The organism is Pseudoalteromonas sp. A41-2, assembly GCF_015767615.1.
In the GTDB taxonomy this organism is placed as follows: domain Bacteria; phylum Pseudomonadota; class Gammaproteobacteria; order Enterobacterales; family Alteromonadaceae; genus Pseudoalteromonas; species Pseudoalteromonas lipolytica.
The window spans coordinates 140,001-163,106 of sequence record NZ_CP065231.1 but is presented as its reverse complement, the minus strand read 5'-3'; the positions used below and the strand labels follow the sequence as shown (position 1 = coordinate 163,106).

The following is a 23,106-nucleotide window of genomic DNA, read 5'->3' as shown; positions in this document are numbered from 1 at the left end:
ATATGGATTACTTTAAAGAATTGGCTGAAAAAGCTGAACAAAAGTTATTAGAAGAGCAGACTCCTAGCTGGGTTAATAAAAATAATGCTTCTCTTGCAGCATATAATGAAACAGAACGATTGAGATGTGAAAGAATTATGTTTATCAATAAACATAGCAGAGCTATAAACTTCAGGTCTAAGAAAAGCTACCAAATCTCAGGGCGAGAAGTTGCTCGTGCAGTTGGAATTTCAGCTTCAACATTACTCACAACCTCAACTTACTCTGGCGAATTTACAGAATACTTAGGAGACATAAATAAGGAACTTGAGAAAAAAAAGAACCAACGGCTCGCAAAAGTTGTAAAGTCTAAAAGTCGAGGCCCTATAGTTCAAAGTAAAGATGAGCTAGTAGAAAAAGTAAAAAAGCTTGAAGCAAAAGTTAAAGATTTAGAATCAAAAAATGTTATTGAGCAAGTGGAGCAAGCAGTTAACATGCTTCACCCTGAAATAGCTAATATTCTAGTACTAAACCAGACCAGAAACGTTGCAAATATTTCACATTTAAAACCTAAAAAGAAATAAGTATGAATATCCTTAGCTTTAGTAACCCACATCTGAAAATTTTGGTAAGTGGGTTAACGCTTCATATGACGGGCGGCTATGGTTGATCAGCGAAAATGACAACTAAACATAGCAATCAGAGTACAAAGTCATCCAAGTAACTTATTTTTCACCTCCGCAATAGTGTTGTTCTTTAAGGCTTTAGAAGAAAAGAAGCACTGATATATACATTACCTAACATCGTGAAAGCGATAAATCCGCCCATTCTCGTTCACTTCTGCAATCTTTCTCAATGCATCCGCAGGTGACAAACCAAACTTTCTGATTAACACCACAAATAGATGATAAAACTCTGATTTCAAATCCGCTGCAAAGACACCTGGGTCATCAGAGCCCAGACAAATAGACATAGAAACATCACCTTCAATCACCTCACTCGGCAAGCCCATCCAACGGAAAATATGATGTTCACTGACATCTCGATACTGACTAATTCGAGTATTGCTGGTCGGAGGGCACTCAATCGCGATATTTCGATCAGCCATTTTTGTCATTATTGCTTGTTGCAATGAAGTAACCGCCTTATCTGGTAAGTATTCAAGGGAAACTTCAACATATTCAATTCGCTGTTTTCGAACATTCTCAGAAGTCAGCCATTTACGATACAACTTCAGGACCCTTTTCATACCTGCCCTTCTCGCTAACCCCCTGACATACTCGAACTCCTCTAGCCATAAGGATTTCGGCTTCAATGGCTCACCTGACTCATCTAGTATACCCAACAGCCCCTCAGACTCAGCTAGTACACCACGCAACTCAAATACCTGATCAAGGGTAGTAATCGAGATTTCTTCTTCCAAAGAAAACACCTCATGGGCCAAATGAACCGCTTCAATCGCTGCATCACTCGCATAACGTAGCAAATCTGGGTGACTTCGAAGCTCCCGCCAGATGAATACCAAGTCGAGCAATCTCGTCTCTTTGGTCATGGATATAGACAAAGGCAAAGATCGTTTCCAGATGGCAGGCGTAATTCCAATGGCAGTGCAATGCCCAAGACGGTCGCCATTACGCAAAGGCAAAAACCTCAAGGCATCATCTATTGAGCGAATACCGCTGATCAAATGCGGAAAGTCCTCACCTACATGATAAGTAAAATGAGCAATACCTGATTTAGCTAGCACCCGAAACAAAGGTCCAAACAACTCTGGGGGCGTATGCATCTCGTTTGCAGCGGCATCCACACCTCGAATCCAGCGTGTCAAGCGAGGTTCATGATTCAAGATATCCATCAAGATAGCAGCCTGATTCTTCAGATCCTTAAACAGCATCGCAAAGGGATAGACTTCATCCTTTCTGGACTTTTTCTTGATGAAATGTGGTACTAAGGCAAGTTCTGAACATATACAACTGGGCTTAACCTGATCAAGATTATCCAGCACTTGAGTGATGTTAAGCGGCTGGGAATGCTCCCAATCTAAAGTCATATGTTCATAAAGATACTCCCAGTAACCTCGCAAAACGCTAAAGAGCAACTTTTGCATTTTACCGGGGTCGCTTTTCGGAGCAAAACGTCCTTCCAAGTAATGTACCTGAGAATTAATACCGACACCATGTGCATGTTTAAAACGAGACAAATAAGACTTCTCTGTTTCTTCCCTTAACTCCGTCATCGTGTACTTCTGGAACTGGTCAAAACCAAAGAAATCATCTCGCTGAACCAGCAGGGTCAGATACTGATTCTGAATTAACAGATAAATCCATAATAGACGCTCCAACCCCTCAGGTGCACCATACCTCCATTTCTCGAATACGCCGATTAGCCAACAAAACTCAGATTCCTGACTATATTTTTTGTCTGTTGGCCAAACAGTCGTAAACCCATATTCTTTACCATGATGTAAAATTGTGCTGTCCGCCAACTGCTGCGGATGCTGCAAAGATTGCATCCACTCAGGCAACTCAATCCCCAGGGCTACCCGACAAAGAATTTCTCGAATATTACCGGCGATTTGCAAACGTTCCCTAAAAATATTAGGCGTCAGGGAGGGGTCAATCTGGGCACAAAGCTGTCTCATCTCTTGAGATGCCCAGCCCTTCTCGAAATCTCTTACGGTCACTTCTGGGTGCTTAAGAGCATCTAACCAACACTCTTCAGCGCTTGTGCTACCATTCAAATGTTGATGAGTTTCGTGCAGACCTTCACGGGAAATGTAGTCTTCGACCGAGGGATGATAAGGATACAAAGGCCAGCGGAAACTATACTCCTGACTGACGGACTGAGAGTTAAAGACCTTATGACAAGCCATAATCGGCAGGCTCGATACTCGGCTCATCAGAGTTTGCCACTCAGAGAACAAAGCAAGATCAGTTTTGGGGCCATCTTTTTCGTTTTTAACATACTTTTCTGCGAGCAAACGTAAAGAAGAAATAGGGCCAAGCTTCATGTTCCGCTGTTTTAGTCGCTGTTCCAAGGATGACCAAGCCGATTTTGCTACATGATCAGGCAAACTACGCGCCTGTTCGTATTGTGTGAGGAACGCAGAGGACGCCACAATGTCATCACATGGTACCTCAGCCAATGAAGTTGCACTCAGCCGATGCAACAAAGTTGATGAGTTAAGAAGAAAGCGTTCCATATACGATCCTTACAAGGGGGTCATTATGTTTAGACTGCGTCGTCGTTAGAAGAAAGTGAGCTCTCCTGAGCTGTCTTAGGGTCTGGATATTTTGCTCCAGCGATTGTAGCCGCATTCAGAGTACTTATTGTTTTACTGTAAGTTTCCGGATTAGTACTTGTACTTGGAGTCTCATTCTGGAATAAATCACTTAATTCGCTCTTCGACAAAAAGTAGCTATTAGTTTCATCAGGTTGGATTATTTCCGCAATAAGATTACGAAAACTATCCTCTTTTCCATAGGATCTTGGCAAACCATTAACCCCTCCTACAGGAAAGATGAACGGGTGCAGGATTGGGCAACTTATCAATAAGAAGAATAAGGGGTGATTATCGCTCCATGATTTTCTGTTACTTTTCAGATACTCATTGATAGACTTAAGCTTTTTCTCAAACTCATCCACCGAAGTAATTGGATTGAGCCTCAAACCTTCACCAAGATACTCTTCCGAATTAACAGAGTGGTATAGGCTTTCTTCTACCAAAACAGCATGAAGAAAAGCTAGTACATTAAAACGCATAATCTTTGCGGCATTAGACAGGCTGGCTTTTCGTCCATTATTTGAGTCATTGTAGATTCTAGTTTTATGTTGGTCCGCTACATTGTTCAGATTAAAATAAAGCCGAGTCCATACTTTACCAATCAGTAGCGCCGATGGTCGAATTGAAGTCTCAATTTCTCCTACTTTTTCTAGCCACTTTTCAAGGCTCTCGATTGCGCCAGAAAATTGTATTTGGACTTCCTGACTTTCTCCATCCCCTTCGATTCCTGGATTGGTAATAGGTTCAGAAGCTGACAACGAAATGACATTATCAGTACTTTTATTTGAACCTTTCATCTCTGCACGAGCAGCGGCTTCGCTCCATGGTGGAACAATACATGTTGGTTGTGCTATAGCTTTATTAAATGCTTTAGTAATGGCAGCCCTTTCACGATGGCATGCAGAGATATCAGCGATGGCACCAATCAGATTAAAGACACTGCTGAAATCCATAAGATTACTAGAAGCAACAGAGCTCAAAGAAGCAGCCATTGCTGCTTTAGCCAAGCCCTTCTCTTCATCAATCTTAAATACATTGAAACTATCAGGTATATTTGAGCGTTTTTGTCGATTTAATTGCACCATACCAAGGAAAACACCTGCCTTGGCGTCATTGGGGTTGTTTGCTACCACAGCGCAGCACCTATTAGCCCAATGGGAAGCACTCTCATTTCTACCTACAGACATGTAGGCTAAATATTCGCTGATGAGTTGTTCGGACTTCCCACTATCATTTCCAGCCAGCTCTAAACCAGTCACAAATTGGTTGAAGATACTGACGGAACCACAGCCAACCAAAAGCATCTGTAGGAATTTTGACAGACTTCCTTGACAGTTTTCGCTTACTTGGGATGCTAAGTAAATAGAACAATTTCTTAATGCCTCACTCTCAGACTGAGGCCGCAAATAAAAGCCAGTATTAAAATCACGATCTTGCTTTACGTAGGTAAATATATCTTTGCAAAGTGAATCCATGCCAAACCGATGCTGTTCATAGTTTAAGCCCGCACGATAAATACTACTAAGCATCGAACCATACAAAGCATTTCTCAGTAAATTCGGGACTGATGGTTCCCCAACTTGTTCATTAACGCCCTGCTCACCATTAATATATTTGGTATGATTCTTTTTGGTATAGAAATCTTGTAATACCTGCATTAATAAACGCACAGGCTGTTTCAGAAGCTCATTCACGTACATATCAGCATCAGAGCCTTCTCTAAGGTTAAGTCCTACCCTTACGGCACTTCCAATAGCATCGCGAACTTCTATGGCTTCCTTCTCGCTCATATTAGGCGCTGTTTTAACCTTAATATTTTCTTTGACGTGCTCCCCCTTTTCGCCGACCAATTGCAACATTGTTTTCAACTGCATACGCTTTTGAACCGGAAACAATTTTAACAGATATTGCTGTTCAAGGTGCTCCACCATATAGCCTCTTTCTGCTAAGCGGGCACTCTCTTTTTCCTGATCAAGCAAAGTTTTGCCGTAATTTTCATATTGCTTACCGCGAATCAGCTGAGAATAAAGACGCAAGTCACCTGTCGCCACCACCACCAGCTTCTGGCTATTAAAGAATTTTCTTATAGATTCCAGTACATCCCAACCTGTATCAAACTGAGTATCGATATCATCAAACGAGATCAAAATTGCTTTACAGTCAAGAATATTACACGCACATTCAACCAGTTGGTCAAATATCTCGGATAAATCCTGACCTCCGATAGAGTAATCAAGCTGGGCATCCAATTTCAAAGCGTCACTAAAATACTCTGGTCTATATTCATTATCAGTTAACAAATGTAAGCCACGTTGGAGTTGCTCGAGATGACTTTGCCATTCTTCCTTCTGCTTTGAATACTGATTAGATGACCAGAATCCCTTTAACTTGCTTGACACCACCTTATTCAGGCGAGCTGTCACTGTAACTAAAATAGGTTCATGACGAGGTAATTTGGTAGGGTCAATAGTTGGCAGACATTTGATGCCAGTATCCGCATCATTACTTTCATGGTTCAGCCGTTCGACCACACTGTTGATAAAAGTAGTCTTACCGGCACCGCGAGTACCATCCACAAAGAATACATTACGTCCTGACTCATCAATAAATCTGGCAACACCCGATAGATTTTTGGATTTAGGTAAGTTAATTGAATTTCGAATGCTTTCAACTAACTTATCACGCAACGCTTTCTGAATTAAATCACCTTCTTTGGTGCTACCCGGAAGATTTGGGGCAAACAAGTCAATTATGATTTCGTTCATCTCTTTGTAATCATTCTGCGAGCTTTCAGTCATATCGATATCTATCCAGTTATTTTGTTTTTGCCAGCCTGAGTATCAGAACTGGAGCATTAATTTATTGCAATGTTAAATGTTCTAAGCCTAAGTCAATTAGGATGATTATGACTTCGCCACAGTCCAATCTAGACAATTATGTAAAACTGACCACCGAATTTAATCTACAGCCAGCCTTCTTCATTTCCATACTGTTTATAAAACCATTGATACACTTTGAAGAAAGCTGAGCTTTACAACCTGATGGGGTTTGTATGTTCATTTATTGGCTATTGTTATCACAGGTTTTGAGACCCAGCATGAGGATGCAATAAGTAACCAAAAATTCACCTCTAAAAGCTAGAGACTGAACATTTCATTGCTTGAAGCGAGAGTGAGAGATACGTACAACAAACTCATAACCCAAAGTGTTCAATATTATTGCTCTATTTTTAGAAATTTAATATTTTTAAATCTAAACAGTTAGATACGAGCTTAACGTAAATTTCTTGAAGGGGAAAGAACCAAAATTTCGGTTGTAATAATATAAAACAGTAGCCCGATACTTTAGGGGCTAAAATAAATGTCAATTACCAGCAACTGGCATAAAGTCTTTTTCTATTGTGAAATACTCTACCCTAGAGATAGTTAGTTTGAGTGGATTTTATTAGACAAGCTGTATAAAAAACAACCGAAAGGTTTGGAATAGTACAGGGATTCCTGCCTAGTTTGTCCTATTAATAAGGTCTGATAAGATAAAATTTTCTAATCACTTCCAGTAATTCAACGCTAAAAGAATTAATCACAGTACAACGCACAACCTTTTTACAGTCATCACTTTAATGTTAGAGTGTAATCTTAGGCTAAGTACTATAATCTTTGAGTGAGATAACGAAGAAGTAATTTCAGTCAAATGGCTTACTTGAAGTCATCAGGGTTGAATGGCTCAACACGAATTAAAGAGCCGTGTGCTTTTATTTTTTCATCATTTAAAGTTTGGTCTGGAAACTTTTCAAGCTCAATTGAACGCTTATCTTCGCTAAGTTTAAATAATAGAATATCACCGATATTTAATTTGCTTTCTTCGTTGTCCAGTAGTGGTATAGCCCCATTTTTACCTACTGTTACAATCATAATTAACCTGCCTATGCTATTTTTTAATAACGCGACATCCTAATCACCGATATTAGAATAAAGCCTTATTTCTAGTCTAAAAATATTTAAATCAAGCCTTGATCCTGATTTTTAATATTAGAATGAAGGCTTCATCCTGATCGCGGATATTTAAATCAAGCCTTGATTATGATCTTCAATATTATAATGAAGGCTTCATCCTGATCGTAGATATTTAAATCAAGCCTTGATTCTGATCTTCAATATTAGAATAGAGGCTTCATCCTGATCGTGGATATTTAAATCAAGCCTTGATTCTGATCTCCAACCGTTTTATCAGTGAGAATTATCGAATTTACTCTGAACTCGTATCCAAAACTCACACCGCATACCAGTTATTTCCTCAAGCCGTTTAGCCAAAGTAAGTGTTACGCTTATTTTCTCTTTAAGAAAGTCGTTGAATTGCTCGACTGAAAGATCTAACCGCTTGCTTAGATCATTATTGTTTAACTCTCGAGCTTTTAGTTTATGTAAAAATAAAGTTTCGAAATACCTTGCTGGATGTAGCATTCTTTTGTCATCAGGAATATCAACAATATAACCACCTTCGCTTTCGATAATAGATTTGAGCTTTCTTTGGCTGCGGATTCTAGAAGTCGTAGCATCGACCCCAGGGTTATCCAGCTTATTTTCCTTGAACGGGTTTGGATGGGTTACTTGGCTTGCCTGCCAATTGTCATGTGCAGTTTGAATATCCAACCAGAACTCGCGGGAGGTGCCAAAATATTTAGCAAGCTTATTAGCCAAAAGTTCTGAGAGCTTTGCACCATTAATAAGTTCAGCTACGGTTTGGTGATCAACATCCATCATTACGGATAACATTTCTACTGTCACACCTGAAGGAATCAAAAATTCCTGCTGGATAATTTCACCTACTGAGCTTGGCTGCCTAGTAGTTTTTCTCATTTCTCCCCCTGAAAGCTACATAAAGTTTACTAACTGAGTAAGCTATCGGTGTAATACCCTTGAACCAGGAATAGCGGCCTTAACCTGTAAAGCAACCGAAGCTACCAAACTCTCATGACTAACCGATTCCCTACACAGTTCAATTGCAATTTTTCCATCTTCATAGTGACTGACAATCGCATCATCAAATCCGGCCTCGAAAAGACGATCGTCAATCTCATCTATCGTCAGAGCATCATTATCGACTTCAAACCTTATAATTGTTTCAAACATAACGGATTTACCTTTATTTTCTTCAGTAGCCACTTAAACCTACAGCATAAAAGGAATAAAGTGATTACACACGAGGAAACGGTTTGACTATTAAGGATAGCCTAAATAATTATGTAATACCCATATAGACTTATTTAAACTTTTTAATATTAGGCCTGAAGCAGGTGCAGAAGATTCATTCGACACTAACGCTGAATATTGCTTATATGATGAGCCCCATAACGACTATGTCTTATAAGGATGCTTGAGTTAACTTTTTAGTGCACTTTATACAAAGTACTGAGCTTTCACCTAAAGAGCCTAGGAAAAAGTTAAAGGATGGTGAAAGATTAATATTAGATGATTTTATCCAATAAAATTAATCATCGATAGCGTATTCAGTAAGTAATTAAATACGCTATCGTTTTATAAGTATCTGTAAGATTGAGGAGGCCTAATTGTGTCACCTAAAAGTGATATGCAAAAAGGCTCATCATATTTCTTGAGCTTACCAACCTGGATCGCGACAGCTTTTTCCTTACCTACATAATATGTATCAAAAAACTCTTTTGAAATACCGGCACTACGTTTAGTAGCATCCCATACGAGGTCTGGGGACTCACACAAAATATCTTCTATTTCGAACTCTGCAACGATTTTTCCAACAGGCATAGTGGAATAAATTACAACTGTCTTAACGCCTTCTTTCTTGAAAAGGTTTTTTCTAAACTCAAACTTCTTAGAACCATCGAGTATTTTTTCGACATATTCTGGTTTAATAGACAACAAGACTTTCATTAACCCCTCCCAAGTTCAGTATGTTAGATAATTGATCTTTTGTTAGCTCTAGAGCACTCCAGCGTTCATTTTGATCTAATCCAACTTGCTCAATCAGCATTTTTCTATTTAATCTTTTAGATAGCGCGGCATTGTACGTGAATTTAATAATATGAGGGTATTTTTTTTGAGTATAAAAACCTTTCAATTCTCGCTCTGAAAACACCGAATAGCTTCCACAATATTTCATAAATTCAGCTTCAGTAAATTCACTTATATTTTTGTACTCTTCAATAACGCATACCGAGGTTGCTACAGAACGGTACCAGGCAGGGCCTTGCCCATCCCCTGTTCTATATATAATCACAATATCGCCAGGCTTAAATGTGGACACAAGAGGGGTACCACATAAGTAAATCTTATGAATACTGTTTGAATGAGAAACATCTTCAATTATATTTATTGATTCATTATTTAAGATAGAGTCAGGTAACATTCGAGTGTGGAACTCAGGGTAAATAGCTAATAAAAAGTTGCTAGAGGTCCTTGCATCTATATACGGGTAATCGATTAATCCATTTCCAGTAACTAATCGCATTTTCCTCACTAACACATTTTCTGTGCCATTTGGTGTGTTTTTACTACCATGAACTGTAAAGCCGTACTTAAGAAATAATCTGATTAGATATTCATGCTTATCAAAAACCGTGACATAAATATCTTCAACATACGCAGAAGTCGCATGATCAAATATTTTCTTTATGAAGCGCTCTCCTCTCCTTGTTCCATGAGAGTTAAATTTAAAAGTACCTACCTTCAGGTGAACTTGTGAGTTGAGCGGGGGATCTAGTTCATTAAGACAACCAGTTTCCTTTTTAAGATATAAAAAACCATCAACATTTCCATTTTCATATAGTACATACGCTTTTTCTCTGCTCAATGCCTTTTTGTTGAACCAAGCAGAAAACTCTGTGTAGTCTTCTTTAAGTGTGTCAAAAAAGCTATCGCCTAAGTCAATGTCAGAGAAGTATTGGTATAAAAGGTTTTCCATTCTTAAGTCCTTTTTAATTTTTTAACCCAAATAAACTATACAAAATTAGAGATTCGAAGCAACAACAAAACACTTAAAAGTCAACTTTTCTAAGGTAGCTCATAAGTCAGACAGATACTCATTCATAAACTAAAGCAATGACATTTATTCAGCTTTGTACTAAAAATAAAATCTTAAGACACTTGCTTCGACCTCTGAACAAAGGCAATTCTTAAAGCAATAACTTTGCTGAGCAGACTTTCCCATGACTTAATAAAGACTGACATTTGATTACAAAAGTGCCAAACTAAGTAAGCTTAACAAAAACTTAATTATGGAGCCGTTTATAGCATGGATTTTATGATGATTGTCACATGGATCAGTTCTGTTACTGGTGCTTTGACGATAGCAGCGTTTATAATTTTTTCTTTTTGGAAAGGTATTGAAGGCTTATACTTTTTACTTTTCAAACCAGATCAATACATCAATAAAAATTATGGTCCTGTAATGGACTCTATTTTAGATAGACAATTCGGCGATGAAATAAAAAGAGTCGTTGACACATCTGTAACTGAGACACTAAGAGATACGGGTGTGTTTAGATCTTTAGATAAGCAAAAAAGTATTCATCTTATTTTAACGAAAAATTTTATAGAGTCTCAAATAAAATCTCAATTCCCTGAGTATAAAAAAAGACTTATAAGAATTATAAAAAAGAACTCTACAGAAGCGAAAGCGAAAGTAGGCATAAATAGACCTAGTGAATATAACTTCTATATCAACCTCAGAAACATTTTACCTAATAGTCAAGATGCAACAAACCTAAGCTATATTTTGGCTGGTTTTATTTATGACGACATTGAGAAAAATGAAAAAGGGTATGACTTTGTTGCCGTTAATAGAAACGGAAATGCAATTTTAGGGTATTTAATTTCTAACTTTCTAAATTTACCGCTCGTCATAGTTAACTTTGACAGCAGATGGGAATTAGAAGGAAAGAAAGTTAAAGTCGATGGATTAAGTGAAATTCCTCGCTCAGAAAATAAAAGAGGGTTTCTAATTGATGATGCAGTCTCTGGAGGCAGTATTTTGAAAGAGTCCGTTGAGATCTTGCGTTCTCATCAATTACGTGTTGATGATGTATATGTACTATTCAGTCGAAAAGAAGATGGTGCAATTCAAGATTACAAACAAGCGTCAATAAGCCTTCATTCTATATTTGATTTAAATGACGAAGGCATAAAAAGAATTATCAATACTGAAGAAGACACTTTGGATACAATCATCGATGAACTGTAGCACATTCCAGTTCCCAACTATCGATTTATACGTGACGGGAAAGTGTAACTTTAGTTGTCCATACTGTTTTGGCGAAGATGTAAAAAAGCAAGGAATTGATGCAGAAGTTTATTCCAGAGTTCTTCGCTTTGCGGAATACTGTGGAACATCTATAGGTTTTACTGGAGGAGAACCACTACTACATCCTGACTTTAGAGTCTTAGTTGAAAAAGCAAACAAGTTAAACATACCTTTGATATTAAGGACTAATGGTATGTTACTTGGTGAATACATGGATTTAATAAACTATTTTATATGGATTGGAATTTCTATCGATGGGGCTGATGAAAAGACAGTAAAAAGAATGCGGCCCTCATCTTCTACCTTCGATTATTCTGAAGATGATAAATGGCTCTTACCTTTAGCTAATATAGCTGAGATAAATACCAAAAACCCTGAAACAAAAATACTTTTAGCTTCATTAGTAAGTAGCTTTAATGCTCAATCACTAGTAAAGCTAGCTGAAATAATAAACTCCAAAGACTTAAAGATAAGTAAGTGGAAGCTTTATCAATTTACGAGGAATAACTTTCGTTCACTTTATGCCTCTGAGAGATTCGAAACATCTTTGGAATTATTTGAACAAACAGCCAAAGCTATAGCTCTTAGCTTTAAAGGCAATGTAATATCCAAGCAAGGAAATGGCAATTGTCTATTAGTTGATACACAAGGAAACGTCAGGATAAATGAATCAATAATAGGAACTGTATTTGAAAATTTTGATAGATTAGAATCAAAAATCAGAAACTTAACAATGTTTAAGCAAATTAGTGTGAATAAGGTGAGTACATATGAGCCTTAATAATTTTATCATTGCATTCGAAGGGCTGGATGGCACTGGTAAAACTCTTTTTTCATCAATAATAAGTGATGAGTTAGATAAACTCAATGTAAGCAACAAGCGTTGGCCTATCGACTCACATGGCACAATAACTTCCAGAGAAATGCTAGATGCAGATTTATCTTATGCATATTATGTAAACTCAATAAGAACTAGATTAGCGGAAGCGACAAAAGAAGTATTGATATTCGACAGATATTTACCTTCTGCACTTGGTTATCAAAAATTAAGAAAGTCCTCGTTCGGCTCAATAATTTTTGCAAAGTCGGAATTAAATAAGATTTATCAAAGTATTGTAAAACCCGACCTTACAATAGTTTTACACTCTTCGGAAAAAGTTCGAAGAAAAAGAGTTCTTAGCAAGCCAACGGTAGATCAATACGATATCGACTCATTAGAAACAAAAAATAAGAACTTTTGGTGCGATTTTTACAGCACCATAATTGATGAGTCGGTTATATTCCTTGATACCACTAGAAGTAAAGAAGACATTACGAGGGAGATCCTAAAGGAAATATTATCGACCATGCATAATCAGAAAAAACACAATAGCACTTAAAAGTGCTGAACTTTATCCTGATTTAGTAGAGTCAAATAGAATATTATCTATGTAAGGCCGCAGACCGATTCATACAGCCTTCAATGTGAGCAAGGTTAGTTTTTGCCAGAGTGACCAAAGCCACCTTCGCCTCTATCACTTTGTTCAAATTCTTCAACAATTTCAAATTGAGCTTGCACTACAGGGACAAACATCAATTGGGCAACTCTATCTGCGGGCTCAATCGTAAAAGAATCAGTGCCACGATTCCAACATGATATAAACAACTGGCCTTGATAATCAGAATCAATAAGTCCGACTAGATTACCTAGTACAATACCATGCTTGTGCCCTAAGCCAGAACGAGGCAATATAGTTGCTGCCAAATCTTTACTTTTCATATGAATAGCGATTCCTGTAGGAATCAGCTCGGTCTGACCTGGCTCTAAGGTGAGAGGCTCATCAATGCATGCTCGAAGGTCTACACCAGCAGAACCGTCTGTTGCGTAGGAAGGTAATGGAATCTCATTGCCTACTTTAGGATTTAAAATTTTCAATTCAACTGTTTTCATTAATACTCCGAATATACGTTGAAACTTTTGATCAAGTGTATTTTATAAATATAAACTGCTACGTCTGCACTTGAAAGAGCATTTGCTCCAGTATCAGTTCTTGAACCTAAAATGTTTATGTTTGGATAAATAAGAGTAAACTTAATTTTTAACCTGCAAGTCAATTTCTGAACAGAGTCAAGGTAGCTAAAGGCAGATTAACTAATTTTTTGTAAGTAAACTTTGTAAGTGGCATTAAAACCCCAAAAAAAGATTAATAAAAAATAAATTTCAATAGGTTACAATTTAAGAACTATCTACTAACTCGTCAATACTTACAATTGTGCTGGCGATAAGCGGTCGAGCATTTCAGCACACTCAACCCAAATAGCACGATACCATTCAAAACCTTGGCTAAACCATTGCTCATGCACTTTTGTATTCATGGCATTTTGCATCTCAAGCATGACAACGATTTTTTGTAAATTAGCAGACATTTTTAATCCCAACTTGCATTTTTATTTAGCTATATACTACAGATAAATTCAGCATTGATGAAATTAAAAAACAGCTAAGCAGGTCTTCATAAGCAGTTGAAAAAAATAATTGAGGAATACCATGCTGAGAACCCTTCTTGTTAGTGCATTACTTGTGCTATCTAGCCAAACACTTGCAGCCACAGCTCATAATATTGCTGACTCGGCAGAGCACGTCAGTCCACTATTGCCTGGATTAACAATTCCAGATGTTGATTTAAAAGACCAAAACGGCACAACCGTTTCTTTAAAAAAACGTTTTAAAGAAAAAACTACCGTATTAATCGTTTACCGAGGTGGATGGTGTCCCTATTGTTCCAAGCAATTAGCCAACGTACAAAAAATTGAGGATCAATTAGCAGACTTGGGGGCACAAATTATTGCAATATCTCCGGATAGTCCAGAAAAGCTAGCCGAGACTAAAATAACCTCTGCGAACTATCAACTACTCTCTGATGATAGTTTGGCATTGAGCCAAACGTTGGGATTGGCATTTTATCTCGATGACAAGACCGCAAAAATTTATCGCAACAAGTTAGGGGTTAACTTTGTATCACTCGATGGCAAAGCACAGGTTGCGTTACCCGTTCCTGCTGTTTTTGTAGTAGATAAGCAAGGGCTTATCCACTTTCAGTATGCGAACCCTAATTATAAAGTTCGTTTAACAGAAGACGTATTGTTAGCCGCAGTTAAATCAGTGAGCGAACAATAAACACACTATCGAGTGATTAATTAAGTAGGGCTTTAAGCCCTGCTTAACGACCTTGCGCAAACGCGTGCCAAGACTCAATTAAATCAACAAAATCCTCAAAACCGCAGCCACTGCTTAAGCCATCTTCTTCAAGCATTAAATCATCATCCTGATATGCCATGAGATCTTCATTATCTTGATGAAGAGCATGGGCTTCAAACAACGCTTCGTCCTTACTCAAAATCAAATCTATTTCTTGGCCTTGCAGTGTTAAGGGCTCATGGCTATTTTTAACGGCGGAAATTAGCGCCTGGACCATCGCTATTTTTTCTTTGCCTATTTCTTCATTCAACCAACGACCGATAACTGCATGTTCAGTCGAAATTTTAATACGTAAACCGCTCATTGGATCGCGGATAAATTGATATTCCATCGTAAATACTCACAACTCTTGATGCAGTAATTATATCGGTTGCGGCATGCAGTAGCGAGTTCAGAAGGCCAAAAACAACACTAGCGCCCAATGGCGCTAGTGTTAATGCTGTTTAGATATATAAAAAATTGCTAGAGTCGCGACTTGAAACGCGCGGCATCAATGATTGCCCATAGGTATACAATCGGAAGTAATATGAAACCAACGGCGACATAAATTAATACCCCACTTATGATCCACGCTAAGAAAAATGCGATCGCCGCCATCAAACGACCTTGCACCAGTTGCCCTAAACCGGGAAAAAAGATATTACATATTGCTGCGATTACATTACCGCCAGAACCTTGCTCTGCCATACTAACCTCTGTAGTTTTTGATGATTATACTTTTTATAAACACACTTCATGCCAACTTATTATATTTTATAAATCAACACGTTAAATTTCACACTGTTTTTATTTTAGTTCTTTTTGCCACAAATAGGTCAAATTCACAATTTTTATTATGCAATTTTAATAACTTGCCAAAATAGCTGTTTATAAAAACAGTATTTTATTTAGCCTTGCATAAACACCTGTTATACTCCTCTCATTATAGATTGAAAAGGCGTAACGATGGACGTTTCTGAATTACTCGATGGCTTAAATGACAAACAACGGGATGCAGTCGCAGCCCCATTGCAAAATATGCTAGTACTTGCTGGTGCAGGTTCTGGTAAAACTCGAGTACTTGTTCATCGTATCGCATGGCTAATGCAAGTTGAGCAAGCCTCTGCCTACAGTATTTTTGCCGTCACCTTTACCAATAAAGCTGCAAAAGAGATGCGCTCTCGCGTAGAAGAAACCTTAAAAGCGCCTGTTGGTGGCATGTGGATTGGCACTTTCCACGGGTTGTCTCACCGTATTTTGCGTGCACATCATCGTGAAGCAAAATTACCTGAAAGCTTTCAAATCTTAGATTCAGACGATCAGCAGCGAATGATCAAACGCTTACTTAAAGCAATGAATATCGATGATAAAAAGTGGCCAGCGAAACAGTTTAGCTGGTACATCAGTGCTAAAAAAGACGAAGGTCTGCGCCCTAAAGATATTCAGGCTTACGATATCAATGAGCAAATGATGCTGAAAGTTTATGCAGCATATCAAGAAGCATGTGATCGTGCTGGTTTGGTCGACTTTGCAGAAATTTTATTACGCTGCTACGAAGTACTTAACAATCACCCTACGTTACTGCGTCATTATCAGCAGCGTTTTGCTCATATGTTGGTAGACGAGTTCCAAGATACCAACACGATTCAATATGCTTGGTTAAAGCTGCTAGCAGGAAACACCAACAGTATTATGATAGTGGGTGATGATGACCAAAGTATCTATGGTTGGCGCGGTGCACGTATTGAGAATATTAAACGCTTTTTAACCGACTTCGAAGCCGAAACCATTCGTCTTGAGCAGAACTACCGCTCAACAGCCACAATATTAAAAGCCTCCAATGCGCTAATTAAAAATAATGCTGAACGCATGGGTAAAAGCCTCTGGACCGATGGTAACGAGGGTGAACCAATTTCGGTGTATGCCGCTTTTAACGAATTAGATGAAGCCCGTTTCGTAAGCAGTAAACTGCGTAGCTGGCTAAATGCTGGTAATGCCTTGCAAGATGCCGCGATTCTATATCGTAACAATGCGCAATCTCGTGTACTCGAGGAAGCCATGTTACAAGAAGGGCTTAAATACCGCATTTATGGCGGCATGCGCTTCTTCGAGCGTCAAGAGATTAAAGACGCCCTTTCGTACCTGCGCTTAGTGGGTAATCGCCAAGATGATGCCGCCTTTGAGCGCGTTATTAACACCCCTGCTCGTGGCATTGGAGATAAAACCCTCAGCCACATTCGTGACTGTGCGCGGAACGAGTCTCTTCCTCTGTGGTATGCTGCAAAAGCCATTATTGAACAGCAGCATCTATCTGGGCGTGCAGCCAGTGCAGTAACAAAATTTTTAGAGCTGGTTGAGCACATTGAAGACAAAATCAGTGATCTTACCTTAGAAGAGCAAGCTAAATACGCGATTCAAACTTCAGGGTTGATGGCCATGTACCAAGCTGAAAAAGGTGAAAAAGGCCGCGCTCGCGTAGAAAACTTAGAAGAGCTCATTAGTGCCTGTGGCCAATATGAGCTACCTGAAGACGAAGAATTCAGCTCACCACTGCAAGGCTTTCTTGCGTACACTTCTCTCGAATCAGGCGAAGGTCAAGCCGATGAGCACGAAGATGCCGTGCAAATGATGACACTTCACTCAGCAAAAGGCCTTGAGTTCCCGCTTGTTTTTATGGTGGGTGTTGAAGAAGGCATGTTTCCTTCACAGCAAAGTAATGAGGAGTCTGGTCGCTTAGAAGAAGAGCGCCGTTTGTGTTATGTAGGCATGACCCGAGCGATGGAAAAGCTGTACATTAGTCACGCTGAAACTCGCCGTTTATATGGCCAAGAAAAATACCACAGCCCCTCTCGATTCTTGCGCGAAATGCCAGAAGACTGTGTTGAGGAAATTCGTATCAAAACACAAGTTTCAAGGCCCCCAGCCGCAGGCCGTTTTAGCTCATCAGTCACACATGCCGCATTTGAAGACAGTGGCTTTAATTTAGGGCAACGCGTTTTACATGCAAAATTTGGTGTAGGAACGGTACTAAATTATGAAGGCAGTGGTGCACAGTCACGTATTCAAGTGAACTTTGATGATTTAGGCAGTAAGTGGCTTGTTACTCAGTATGCAAGACTTCAAGCCTTATAACGACTACCTAAGCATGCTCATCACTGAGCTGACGATTGCCAAGCATCGTCAGCTTATTGTGGTGCAAGGCGATGCAACCTGGTGTTATGCATTTGCCAATCAACTGTCACTGCCAAACACGTATGTGTTTAGCAGTTGCCATCAATTAAAAAATAGCGTCTTCCCAAAGCATGTTCATCAAATTCTTGGACAAGAGTTTCAACACGCGATTTTTGATGGTTTTAGTGGACTGTATGCAGATAAGTTAGCCGCGCTTGCCGGTACAGTTAAAGCCGGTGGTGTGTTTATTTTATTACTCCCGAATGACCCAACATGGGTCGATCCTGCGCTTGAAAACGTCACATCATTTGGACAAACAATAACGCATAGTTTCTTTAATGAACGCCTAACTACATTATTAGAGTCGCAAACACACATTTTTAAGCAGCACATCGCACCAACGACATATCAAACAATACACCCACATCACGCATTAATTGACTTTTCTCAACAACAGGCGTGTATTGAGCAAATAATAAAAACAGCACAAGGTCGCGCACATCGTCCTCTCGTAATTAGTGCTGATAGAGGGCGAGGAAAATCAGCCGCATTAGGCCTTGCAGCTGCTGCATTAAAGGATAAAAAAATACTGCTGTGTGCGACTCAAGTTAAAGCGGTGCAAACCACATTTAAACACTTAGCTGAACAACTTAATGTCCCTTTGCAAGCCAATTGCAAGCAACTTGCAAACCTAAGTTATAGTGCTCCTGATAACCTCCTTAATGAAAAACCTCAATGCGATCTGCTATTTGTAGATGAAGCTGCAGCTATCCCTGTTCCTATGCTAATGCAAATTTTACACTCGTATCCACGTATTGTGTTTGCTAGCACCATGGTCGGTTATGAAGGCAATGGCCGCGGTTATACACTGCGCTTTTTACATTATTTGCGCAGCCAGTTTAAGTCATTAAAGACAATAAACTTAGACGCACCGATCCGCTTTGCAAAGCATGATCCGCTTGAGTACGCCATACGCGATTTATTACTGCTTGATGCGCAATACAATCAAGTCGCTAGTTCGTTACCTTTGCAGTTCGAGCAGGTTAGCAAGGAGCGCCTTATTCGTGATGAACACTTATTAAGCCAAGTTATGGCACTCCTCGCGTTAGCGCACTACCAAACCAGTGTGAGTGATTTACGTCAATTGCTTGATGCACCTGAATTACACTTATTTATTTGCCGACAAGCAGAAAACCTACAAGCCGTCTGTTTAGTCGCAATTGAAGGGGGACTATCGCAAGATATTGCAGAGCAAGTAATAACAGGCGAACGCCGCCCGCAAGGGCATTTAATGGCACAAACATTAACTCAGTTAACGCATGATACGCAGTGGCTAACAGGTCACTCTGCACGCGTTGTGAGAATCGCTGTAGCACCAGAGAGCCACCAACAAGGTATAGGATCTGCCTTATTAGATTTTTGCCAACAACAACTAAGTACGTGCGATTTCTTTGGTGCAAGTTTTGGGGCAAATGCGTCATTAGTTAGGTTTTGGAAAACAAATGGTTTTCGCCTTGTAAAGCTAGGTTTTAACCGTGATAAAGCCACTGCAGAACATGCTGCACTTGTTATTAAGCCATTAAAAACACAAAGCAAAGCAGTCACAGAGCAATTAAAAGAAGAATTTAAGCAAGACCTATCCGTGCAACTATTTGGGCATTTTAACTCTTTACCATGGCAACTAGTTGATGAACTACTCTCAGGCTATTCAACAATAGGTTGCTCTTCAGAAATGCTTAATAGAGCAGACAGGTTACTCAACAACGACGTTTCACTCTTTAAATTACAACCCTTACTGTGGCAGCTTATTTGGCACATGCCTATTAGTCTAAATTTACTCGACCAAGATACAAAAATGATCCTTATTAGACTAGTATTACAGCAAATTGATGTGAAAAGCGTAATTGATGAAGCACACTTCACGGGTAAAAAAGAGTTCGACATTCGGTTCAAAAAAGCAGTACACGATTGGTATGCCCAGTTTACTTTACTTAATAAGAGCAACCGTTAAGCGCCTAGCGATTTGCTTGCTTTTCGTGCCTATTATAGGAAACACTCAACATACACAGCCACCTATAAAATTAGGGATGTCTACCGCACTAACTGGTCCTGCAAAACACATCGGCGAGCAATTAGCACTGGGTAGTACAATCTATTTCAACAAAGTAAATGCACGTGATGGAATACATGGTCAAAATATTGATCTTATTCTTGCTGATGACGGTTATGAGCCTAAAAACACCGTTGTAAACACACGACAATTTTTATTTAATGACAAAATAGACGCTATTTTCGGCTCGATGGGTACACCGACTGCAAATGCGATTAAGCCCCTTTTAGATAGACATCGAGTGCCCTTCCTGATGCCTTTTACTGGTGCTGACTTTCTCCATAACCAGTCAATGCCAAACGTCTTTAACTTACGCGCAAGCTATCAAGATGAAGCGATAGAGCAAATTAATTATTTAGTTCAGGAGCGCAAGCATAAAAAAATAGGGTTGATGATCCAAGCCGATGAGTTTGGTTTTTTAGTTGAAAGTAACTTAATAATGGCACTGCAAAAACACGATTTGGTACCGGTTGAAGTTGCACGTTTCAAACGAAATAGCGAAGAGATATCAAAGGCACTAGAACAACTTAAAGATAGTGGAGTCACCGCAGTATGCATGGTGGGCACTTATCAACCATTAGCCGAATTTATTAATACTGGATACGAGCAAGGTTTTAAACCCGACTATACCTCAGTATCATTTGTGTCGAGTTTTGATTTATACTCTCTCATTCACCACCCAAGTACTATTATGGTAACGGAGGTTGTGCCAGACCCCAATCAGTGTGACAACTCTTTATGCAAGCAATTTAGAGCAGATATCAAGCCCTATAACACAAGCCCTAACAGAATTATTTTTGAAGGCTATTTGAATGCAGTTGCGTTAGTGAGCGCCGCACAAAAGTGCACAACACCGTTGAATAATCAATGCTTACTGACTGAACTAAATAAGCTCTTTAGTGATACGTCTGAGTTTGCCGATTTATTTAACAATCAGACAAAAGACACGGATAAAAAGATCTACCGATCCTATTTTAAAAGTAATTGAAATTAACTACTGCTAAATCGAAATAATGTTCTATGCTTTAAAGACTTAACAAGGCTTTGAGGGAAATATGGATCTGATTAATTTTCGTGTTGGGCAAAAGACCATTTCACTTAAGATTCTCGATATTCTTCTAACAGAACGTTACGAAAATAACCTGACATCTTTGCCTAATGAAAATAAAAGCTTCATTGGTGTAAAAGATTACATGGAAACACCCACGCCCATCTTTGATTTAGGCATTGTACTTAATAACCAATCAACCAATAAGACAAATGCTGAGCTCACTGACTTATTGGTTGAAAAAGAAAAAGATCACCAACAATGGTTGAGCGCACTAGAGCATAGCCTGCTCACAGGCGCAGCCTTCACAAACACAATTGATCCGGATAAATGCGATTTTGGCCGATGGTACAACAGCTTTAAAACTGACAACGAAGACCTGCAAAATATCCTCGATAAGTTCGACACCCCCCACAGAGAATTGCACGCCATGGCGCGTGAATTCTTAGACCTTCAAAAAACAATGACAAAAGAGAACGTTATTCGTTTATTTGAAGAAAAGAAGCGCCAAGTGTTTAATCAGTTAATACGCTTGTTTGAGTCTGCAAGAGAGCAGATTATTCTGGATTACAAGCCTATCATAATCTTTACCACTAAAGATGGCGTAACACCTCATATAGGCCTCCTCGTTGACAAGGTAGAAGACAATATCAATGTAAAGAAAGAGGATATTAAACCGCTTGATAAGCTTACCTCCGTAGGTTTTGATGTAGATCCTCAAACTAAAAATATGATGCGTGGTTTAATCAAAATGAAAAACAAGCATAGTTTGTTACTCGATCCTAGCGCCATATTCCGCCCTGAGCATTTAATGCGCCATGAAGCCGAAGAGACCGAAGAATATGGCTTGTTTTAATAACTAGCAATGAATCACTATCTCGTTGGAACAGCTATAGCCGTGAATATCAGTGGTTATGTGTGAAAGGCATAATCATTTTTCGGCACTAAAGTGCCTCTACGTCCTAATTATTTGAGCCAGAAGTGAAATGAGCGATTTAGAGCCCCTTGCACTTCTGTCATTGTGATTAAGAAGCGTGGGAACGGCTTTAGCCGTGAATGTCAGCGGTTATGTATGAAGGGCATATCAGATACTTCGGCACTAAAGTGTCTCCTACGTCTCTTCATCTTGCGCTGATGCCTACAAGGATATAGGTCGTAGGGGGTCTTGGTTGGGTGTTTTATTTTTCTACAGGCAACAAAAAACCCGCTGCATTGCTGCAACGGGTTTCTTTAATTTGGAGCCTGGCGATGTCCTACTTTCACATGGCAAATGCCACACTATCATCGGCGCTGTTTCGTTTCACTACTGAGTTCGGCATGGAGTCAGGTGGGTCCAAAACGCTATTGTCACCAAGCAAATTTGGTTGTTAATCGCACTCGCAATTAACTAAAATCTGGAAATCTGATAATCGTAAATCTACTTTAGTATACTAACTTCTGTCTGTTACGCTGTCATAAAACGCGTTTGGCGTTGTATGGTTAAGCCTCACGGGTAATTAGTACAGGTTAGCTTAATGGCTCACACCACTTCCACATCCTGCCTATCAACGTTGTAGTCTTCAACGGCCCTTCAGAGACTTTAAAAGTCTAGTGAGAACTCATCTCGAGGCCTGCTTCGCGCTTAGATGCTTTCAGCGCTTATCAGTTCCGAACGTAGCTACCGGGCAATGCCATTGGCATGACAACCCGAACACCAGCGGTTCGTTCACTCCGGTCCTCTCGTACTAGGAGCAACCCCTCTCAATTCTCAAACGCCCACGGCAGATAGGGACCGAACTGTCTCACGACGTTCTAAACCCAGCTCGCGTACCACTTTAAATGGCGAACAGCCATACCCTTGGGACCGACTTCAGCCCCAGGATGTGATGAGCCGACATCGAGGTGCCAAACACCGCCGTCGATATGAACTCTTGGGCGGTATCAGCCTGTTATCCCCGGAGTACCTTTTATCCGTTGAGCGATGGCCCTTCCATTCAGAACCACCGGATCACTATGACCTACTTTCGTACCTGCTCGACGTGTCT

At 39.4% G+C, this 23,106-nt stretch carries 19 protein-coding genes, 2 rRNA genes and 1 pseudogene (1 of these 22 cut by a window edge); 9 read left to right on the top strand and 13 right to left on the bottom strand.

What is annotated here, in order from left to right:
- The first annotated feature begins 2 nt into the window (after positions 1-2).
- Complete coding sequence (locus IT970_RS00800; RefSeq protein WP_196857526.1) at positions 3-563, top strand: hypothetical protein; 561 nt, start codon at positions 3-5, stop codon at positions 561-563.
- A gap of 209 nt (positions 564-772) precedes the next feature.
- Here the strand turns inward: IT970_RS00800 and IT970_RS00795 are convergent, their stop codons facing one another.
- From IT970_RS00795 to IT970_RS00765, 7 genes are all read right to left on the bottom strand, one after another.
- Positions 773-3,181: a hypothetical protein gene (locus IT970_RS00795; RefSeq protein ID WP_196857525.1), complete on the bottom strand. Its 2,409-nt coding sequence runs from the start codon at positions 3,179-3,181 to the stop codon at positions 773-775.
- A 29-nt stretch (positions 3,182-3,210) separates the two neighbouring features.
- On the bottom strand, positions 3,211-6,060 hold the full coding sequence (locus tag IT970_RS00790; RefSeq protein WP_196857524.1) for a hypothetical protein: 2,850 nt from the start codon (positions 6,058-6,060) through the stop codon (positions 3,211-3,213).
- A gap of 897 nt (positions 6,061-6,957) precedes the next feature.
- Positions 6,958-7,173 carry a hypothetical protein gene (locus IT970_RS00785; RefSeq protein WP_196857523.1) on the bottom strand — a complete coding sequence of 72 codons (216 nt, stop codon included), beginning with the start codon at positions 7,171-7,173 and terminating at the stop codon, positions 6,958-6,960.
- Positions 7,174-7,488: 315 nt separating this feature from the next.
- A complete protein-coding gene (locus IT970_RS00780) occupies positions 7,489-8,118 on the bottom strand; it encodes a HigA family addiction module antitoxin (protein ID WP_196857522.1) in 630 nt (209 codons plus the stop codon).
- Between the two features lie 42 nt (positions 8,119-8,160).
- The gene (locus IT970_RS00775) at positions 8,161-8,424 is read right to left on the bottom strand and encodes a hypothetical protein (protein ID WP_196857521.1); all 264 of its coding nucleotides are present in this window, start codon (positions 8,422-8,424) and stop codon (positions 8,161-8,163) included.
- A 372-nt stretch (positions 8,425-8,796) separates the two neighbouring features.
- Positions 8,797-9,168 carry an ASCH domain-containing protein gene (locus IT970_RS00770; protein ID WP_196857520.1) on the bottom strand — a complete coding sequence of 124 codons (372 nt, stop codon included), beginning with the start codon at positions 9,166-9,168 and terminating at the stop codon, positions 8,797-8,799.
- A complete protein-coding gene (locus IT970_RS00765; RefSeq protein ID WP_196857519.1) occupies positions 9,146-10,198 on the bottom strand; it encodes a hypothetical protein in 1,053 nt (350 codons plus the stop codon). Before IT970_RS00765 ends, IT970_RS00770 begins: the two co-directional genes overlap by 23 nt.
- Positions 10,199-10,528: 330 nt before the next feature.
- Between IT970_RS00765 and IT970_RS00760 the strand changes: the two genes are divergently transcribed.
- The 3 genes from IT970_RS00760 to IT970_RS00750 are packed head-to-tail and all read left to right on the top strand — an operon-like array spanning position 10,529 to position 12,915.
- Positions 10,529-11,476, top strand: a complete 948-nt coding sequence (locus IT970_RS00760; RefSeq protein ID WP_196857518.1) for a hypothetical protein — start codon at positions 10,529-10,531, stop codon at positions 11,474-11,476.
- A gap of 31 nt (positions 11,477-11,507) precedes the next feature.
- Positions 11,508-12,317: a radical SAM protein gene (locus IT970_RS00755; RefSeq protein ID WP_196857517.1), complete on the top strand. Its 810-nt coding sequence runs from the start codon at positions 11,508-11,510 to the stop codon at positions 12,315-12,317.
- The gene (locus IT970_RS00750; protein WP_196857516.1) at positions 12,307-12,915 is read left to right on the top strand and encodes a hypothetical protein; all 609 of its coding nucleotides are present in this window, start codon (positions 12,307-12,309) and stop codon (positions 12,913-12,915) included. Before IT970_RS00755 ends, IT970_RS00750 begins: the two co-directional genes overlap by 11 nt.
- Before the next feature lie 95 nt (positions 12,916-13,010).
- Here IT970_RS00750 and dut read toward each other — a convergent pair whose 3' ends face one another.
- Both dut and IT970_RS00740 read right to left on the bottom strand, forming a co-directional pair.
- On the bottom strand, positions 13,011-13,466 hold the full coding sequence (gene dut, locus IT970_RS00745) for a dUTP diphosphatase (RefSeq protein WP_196857515.1): 456 nt from the start codon (positions 13,464-13,466) through the stop codon (positions 13,011-13,013).
- A 338-nt stretch (positions 13,467-13,804) separates the two neighbouring features.
- Positions 13,805-13,942: pseudogene (locus IT970_RS00740) on the bottom strand (dUTP diphosphatase); the annotation flags it as partial.
- Positions 13,943-14,066: 124 nt separating this feature from the next.
- Between IT970_RS00740 and IT970_RS00735 the strand changes: the two are divergent.
- Positions 14,067-14,693 (top strand): peroxiredoxin-like family protein, encoded by a 627-nt coding sequence (locus tag IT970_RS00735; protein WP_036974307.1) that lies wholly within the window; start codon positions 14,067-14,069, stop codon positions 14,691-14,693.
- Between the two features lie 43 nt (positions 14,694-14,736).
- Here IT970_RS00735 and IT970_RS00730 read toward each other — a convergent pair whose 3' ends face one another.
- Complete coding sequence (locus IT970_RS00730) at positions 14,737-15,105, bottom strand: YacL family protein (protein ID WP_036974277.1); 369 nt, start codon at positions 15,103-15,105, stop codon at positions 14,737-14,739.
- A 131-nt stretch (positions 15,106-15,236) separates the two neighbouring features.
- Positions 15,237-15,461: a hypothetical protein gene (locus tag IT970_RS00725; protein ID WP_036974279.1), complete on the bottom strand. Its 225-nt coding sequence runs from the start codon at positions 15,459-15,461 to the stop codon at positions 15,237-15,239.
- 258 nt (positions 15,462-15,719) lie between these two features.
- On the opposite strand from IT970_RS00725, the gene uvrD reads away from it, so the two are divergent.
- The 4 genes from uvrD to IT970_RS00705 all read left to right on the top strand — a co-directional run bounded on the left by uvrD (position 15,720) and on the right by IT970_RS00705 (position 21,938).
- The gene (gene uvrD / locus IT970_RS00720; protein WP_036974281.1) at positions 15,720-17,885 is read left to right on the top strand and encodes a DNA helicase II; all 2,166 of its coding nucleotides are present in this window, start codon (positions 15,720-15,722) and stop codon (positions 17,883-17,885) included.
- Positions 17,863-19,935, top strand: a complete 2,073-nt coding sequence (locus tag IT970_RS00715; protein ID WP_196857514.1) for a GNAT family N-acetyltransferase — start codon at positions 17,863-17,865, stop codon at positions 19,933-19,935. The genes uvrD and IT970_RS00715 overlap by 23 nt, the downstream gene beginning before the upstream one ends.
- Positions 19,898-21,022 (top strand): ABC transporter substrate-binding protein, encoded by a 1,125-nt coding sequence (locus tag IT970_RS00710; RefSeq protein WP_196857513.1) that lies wholly within the window; start codon positions 19,898-19,900, stop codon positions 21,020-21,022. The genes IT970_RS00715 and IT970_RS00710 overlap by 38 nt, the downstream gene beginning before the upstream one ends.
- 67 nt (positions 21,023-21,089) lie before the next feature.
- Positions 21,090-21,938: a CZB domain-containing protein gene (locus tag IT970_RS00705; protein ID WP_036974285.1), complete on the top strand. Its 849-nt coding sequence runs from the start codon at positions 21,090-21,092 to the stop codon at positions 21,936-21,938.
- Between the two features lie 384 nt (positions 21,939-22,322).
- Here IT970_RS00705 and rrf read toward each other — a convergent pair.
- Positions 22,323-22,437 (bottom strand): 5S ribosomal RNA (rrf, locus tag IT970_RS00700).
- 120 nt (positions 22,438-22,557) lie between these two features.
- Positions 22,558-23,106 (bottom strand): 23S ribosomal RNA (locus IT970_RS00695) (it continues 2,337 nt past the right edge of the window).

Coding starts and splice junctions, on each gene's coding strand:
- IT970_RS00750 (WP_196857516.1), top strand. CDS start 12,307: ATGAGCCTTAATAATTTTATCATTGCATTCGAAGGGCTGGATGGCACT.
- IT970_RS00765 (WP_196857519.1), bottom strand. CDS start 10,198: ATGGAAAACCTTTTATACCAATACTTCTCTGACATTGACTTAGGCGAT.
- IT970_RS00725 (WP_036974279.1), bottom strand. CDS start 15,461: ATGGCAGAGCAAGGTTCTGGCGGTAATGTAATCGCAGCAATATGTAAT.
- IT970_RS00770 (WP_196857520.1), bottom strand. CDS start 9,168: ATGAAAGTCTTGTTGTCTATTAAACCAGAATATGTCGAAAAAATACTC.
- IT970_RS00790 (WP_196857524.1), bottom strand. CDS start 6,060: ATGACTGAAAGCTCGCAGAATGATTACAAAGAGATGAACGAAATCATA.
- IT970_RS00780 (WP_196857522.1), bottom strand. CDS start 8,118: ATGAGAAAAACTACTAGGCAGCCAAGCTCAGTAGGTGAAATTATCCAG.
- IT970_RS00715 (WP_196857514.1), top strand. CDS start 17,863: ATGCAAGACTTCAAGCCTTATAACGACTACCTAAGCATGCTCATCACT.
- IT970_RS00760 (WP_196857518.1), top strand. CDS start 10,529: ATGGATTTTATGATGATTGTCACATGGATCAGTTCTGTTACTGGTGCT.
- IT970_RS00795 (WP_196857525.1), bottom strand. CDS start 3,181: ATGGAACGCTTTCTTCTTAACTCATCAACTTTGTTGCATCGGCTGAGT.
- dut (WP_196857515.1), bottom strand. CDS start 13,466: ATGAAAACAGTTGAATTGAAAATTTTAAATCCTAAAGTAGGCAATGAG.
- uvrD (WP_036974281.1), top strand. CDS start 15,720: ATGGACGTTTCTGAATTACTCGATGGCTTAAATGACAAACAACGGGAT.
- IT970_RS00710 (WP_196857513.1), top strand. CDS start 19,898: ATGCCCAGTTTACTTTACTTAATAAGAGCAACCGTTAAGCGCCTAGCG.
- IT970_RS00705 (WP_036974285.1), top strand. CDS start 21,090: ATGGATCTGATTAATTTTCGTGTTGGGCAAAAGACCATTTCACTTAAG.
- IT970_RS00800 (WP_196857526.1), top strand. CDS start 3: ATGGATTACTTTAAAGAATTGGCTGAAAAAGCTGAACAAAAGTTATTA.
- IT970_RS00785 (WP_196857523.1), bottom strand. CDS start 7,173: ATGATTGTAACAGTAGGTAAAAATGGGGCTATACCACTACTGGACAAC.
- IT970_RS00730 (WP_036974277.1), bottom strand. CDS start 15,105: ATGGAATATCAATTTATCCGCGATCCAATGAGCGGTTTACGTATTAAA.